Consider the following 229-nt stretch of genomic DNA (forward strand, 5'->3'; position numbering starts at 1 on the left):
ACGGTTCGCTCGACGCGCTGATCAGGGAGATCAGGAAACTTCTCAACGGCCTGCTGGACGGGATCACAGCGGACAACCTGCCCACGGGTGACCTGACCGGCCAGCTCGGCGGGGTCACGGGGGGCCTGGGTGGTCTCACGGGTGGCCTGCCTGTTTCGGGGTTGCGGGTGGCCGGCGGGGACGACGGTTCGCTCGACGCGCTGATCAGGGAGATCAGGAAACTTCTCAA

General features: G+C 66.4%; 1 pseudogene. It reads left to right on the forward strand.

From position 1 onward, the window contains the following. A pseudogene (locus RUR_RS28505) lies at positions 1-229 on the forward strand (hypothetical protein); the annotation flags it as partial.

Origin of the sequence: Rhizohabitans arisaemae (genome assembly GCF_025996515.1) — a bacterium.
Lineage (GTDB): Bacteria > Actinomycetota > Actinomycetes > Streptosporangiales > Streptosporangiaceae > Rhizohabitans > Rhizohabitans arisaemae.